This is a genomic window from Marinagarivorans sp., assembly GCF_982758155.1.
On sequence record NZ_CEXWTU010000244.1, the window covers coordinates 4,113 to 7,175 of the forward strand.

Annotated in this window: 3 protein-coding genes; 2 read left to right on the forward strand and 1 reads right to left on the reverse strand. The window is 45.0% G+C overall.

The window, feature by feature from the left end; genetic code table 11:
• The first annotated feature begins 149 nt into the window (after nucleotides 1-149).
• Nucleotides 150-332, forward strand: coding sequence for a hypothetical protein (locus tag AC3A8L_RS18410; RefSeq protein WP_487963740.1), 183 nt, complete (start codon nucleotides 150-152; stop codon nucleotides 330-332).
• Between the two features lie 51 nt (nucleotides 333-383).
• On the opposite strand, the gene AC3A8L_RS18415 is transcribed toward AC3A8L_RS18410, so the two are convergent.
• Nucleotides 384-1,541 (reverse strand): lytic murein transglycosylase, encoded by a 1,158-nt coding sequence (locus tag AC3A8L_RS18415; protein ID WP_487963741.1) that lies wholly within the window; start codon nucleotides 1,539-1,541, stop codon nucleotides 384-386.
• 292 nt (nucleotides 1,542-1,833) lie between these two features.
• Between AC3A8L_RS18415 and AC3A8L_RS18420 the strand changes: the two genes are divergently transcribed.
• Entirely contained in the window at nucleotides 1,834-2,745 is a 912-nt protein-coding gene (locus AC3A8L_RS18420; RefSeq protein ID WP_487963742.1) for a LysR family transcriptional regulator, read from the forward strand.
• Nucleotides 2,746-3,063: the final 318 nt, after the last annotated feature.

Below are 3,063 nucleotides of genomic sequence, written 5' to 3' on the forward strand. Positions count from 1 at the left end.
ATCTTCGAATGTGCTAGAGCATATAAAGTTTCACGGGAGTATTTATAGTGCACTTAGAAAAATCAAAAAAAAGAATTGCCAAGAAAGTTAAGATGGGATTCAAGGGTTACCCTCAGATTTCCATTGCATATTTCGGCCCCAATGCAAACATGGCAAAGCAGGTCGTAATATCATTTATCCCAGAAGAGGGGAGTGATCCCATGGTAGAGCGTTTTAGTAGTGATACAGATGTTCGGGAGGATGAAGTTATCCAGTCTACCATTGTTAAAATTATTGAACGTTCCGGCGCAAGCACCGTTAGCGAAATAGCCGGCGTTGAAATAGTCAGTTAAAATTGTTTCCTAGGCCCGAAGATTTAGGGCGAGGAAACAATCTGTTATGGACTAATGCTTGATATCGACATCCTTATTCAGCGAAACAGATAACGCGTTAAAAACTTCTTGATTGGGAAACCCATCCGCGACTAACTTATTTTTCAGCTGATATTGCTGCATTATTTTGCGTGATTTTGGCCCCCAAATACCGTCGGGTTTACCTATGTCGAAGCCTTTCGCTAACAGTTTTTCTTGCAACAATTTAAGGTGTTCGTTAGTGAAATGATGTGGTTCTGCGCTATACGCATCGAGTCCATGATTGATGTTAATGAGTTGATCGGCAAGTAGGCCCACGGCTAAAGCGTAACTTTGTGAATAATTCCATTTCATAATAATAGAAAAGTTATCGTAAACTAAAAAAGCTGGGCCTAAGTGCCCTGAGGGTAAAATCAGTTTTGCCTGAGTGTCATAGTTAGGAAGAGGGCGATTGTAGCTCTTGGTTATACCCAGCTTTTTAAAATGGCTTAGGGGGTAGGCGGTTTCTAACTCAGCTTCAGCAAAAGCGAAATTCTTCGGGAGTTCAACTTTACGGCCCCAGATCTCTTCTTTATTCCACCCTATTTTCTGTAAATAATTGGCCGCCGAGGTTAGCGCATCTGGCAAACTATCCCAGACGTTAAGCTTGCCATCGCCATCAGCATCGATACCATAATTTATTAATGTTGTGGGCATAAACTGCATGTTGCCCATTGCGCCAGCCCATGAACCCAATAATTGTTCACGCTGGACTCGTTGATCATCTAAAAGCGAAAATAAGTTATTAAGTTCCTGTGTGAAATATCGGCTGCGGCGAGGATCGCAGGCTAGAGTAGCAAGCGCGTTCAATATCTCGATTTTACCCTTATAGCCACCGTAATTAGTTTCCAACCCCCAAAACGCAACAATATAGCGGGCAGGAACTCCATATTGCTGCGTCAACTTATTCAGCAATACGCTGTGCTCTGCCAGCATACGTCTACCTGTGTCTACGCGGTATTCACTCACTCGTTTTCGAACATAACCTGCAAAGCTTTCGGTGAATTCTGGCTGGCTTCGATCGAGTTTTATAACTCGCTCAAGAGGTTTCAAATCGCGGATAACCTCATCGAGTATAAAGGTAGAAAAGCCTTCTGCCGTTGCATTCTTGTGCAGCGTTGCACGACATTGCTCGAATGTAGCGTCGAGCATGGTAGCTTCCTGGGCCATAAGTTTCGGGCTTGTGAGGAGTAGCATAGCGCAGAGAATATTGAGTAAATACTGAAATTGTAGACGTGAGAATGACATGATGGTTACAGGATTAAGATTGAACAATGATAGTAACGTAAAGAGTATGCGCATAAAAGCGTTCAGTGGTTAGGTGGAGAAACAACATTTCCGCCACCTAATTGGATAAACTATTATTACCTCGCCCCTAAAGTACTTTGAAAGTGAATAGTAATGGTATATTTTCACTTATCGATTAACATTACTCATATATATTATGCTTGAACGCAACCATCTAAAAATTATACATGCCGTTGAGCAGCACGGCTCGCTTACCGCTGCCGCTAAAAAACTTTGCGTCACCCAGTCGGCTCTCAGTCATACAGTACGAAAGCTGGAGGGCAACCTCGGTACCGACGTTTGGTTGCGTGAGGGGCGCAGTTTACGGCTTACCCCGGCCGGGCAGTATTTACTCAATATTGCTAACCGTGTGCTCCCTTTGTTAGATCATGCCGACGACAAGCTTAAACAAATCGCTCAAGGCGAACGTGGTACTTTGCGAATCGGGATGGAATGCCACCCCTGTTATCAGTGGTTAATGAAGGTGGTTGCCCCGTTTTTACACGCTTGGCCCGATGTGGATGTGGACGTAAAACAGAAATTCCAATTCGGCGGCGTTGGCGCTTTACTGGATTACGAAATTGACTTACTAGTGACTCCCGATCCCTTTTACAAAAGCGGCCTTAGTTTTAATCCCGTGTTTGATTATGAGCAAGTGTTGGTTGTACCTAAGTCTCACACATTATCTATTCGCGAATACGCTCGCCCGGAAGATCTGCGCGACCAAGTCTTGCTCACATACCCGGTAGCCCCTGGCCGACTGGACATTTACACTCAGTTCCTCAATCCCGCTAGGGTCGCGCCTAAACAACATAAAACAAGTGAAACAACAGATATCATGCTGCAAATGGTGGCATGTGGCCGTGGCGTTGCTGCAATGCCGCGTTGGCTGGCAGAAGAATACTGCACAAAGCTACCGGTATCCGTAGTGCGCTTAGGCAAAGGCGGTATAGCTAAGCAAATTTATTTAGGTACACGTGAAAGTGACGAGGGTATTGAATACCTCAAAGCCTTTACTGACTTGGCGCGCAATTACAAACACCCAAAGGAAGCAGTGAAGGCTCGTTAAATTTTCCCGCTGGAGGAATGGACTTCAAAATGAACGACAACTAGCTCCGCACTGACCCCCTACAAAGTAACTGGTAATAACGTGCTGCTTCCACGTGTATGATGGCTTACGCTCGGCGCATTACTCGACACCTAGGCCGTCGAAATAATCCCTTTTGGGCCAAAATCAATATCCCGAAAAAAGGCTCTATCCGCAGTAATGATTGAGCGGCCATTTTATGGGTAGTTCAAGCCATCTACGACTTTGTGCTCCTGCAAAGTCTATCCCTACGCATCCATGCTAGGGCAGGGTGCTATACAGGCGCTCTCGACAAATATG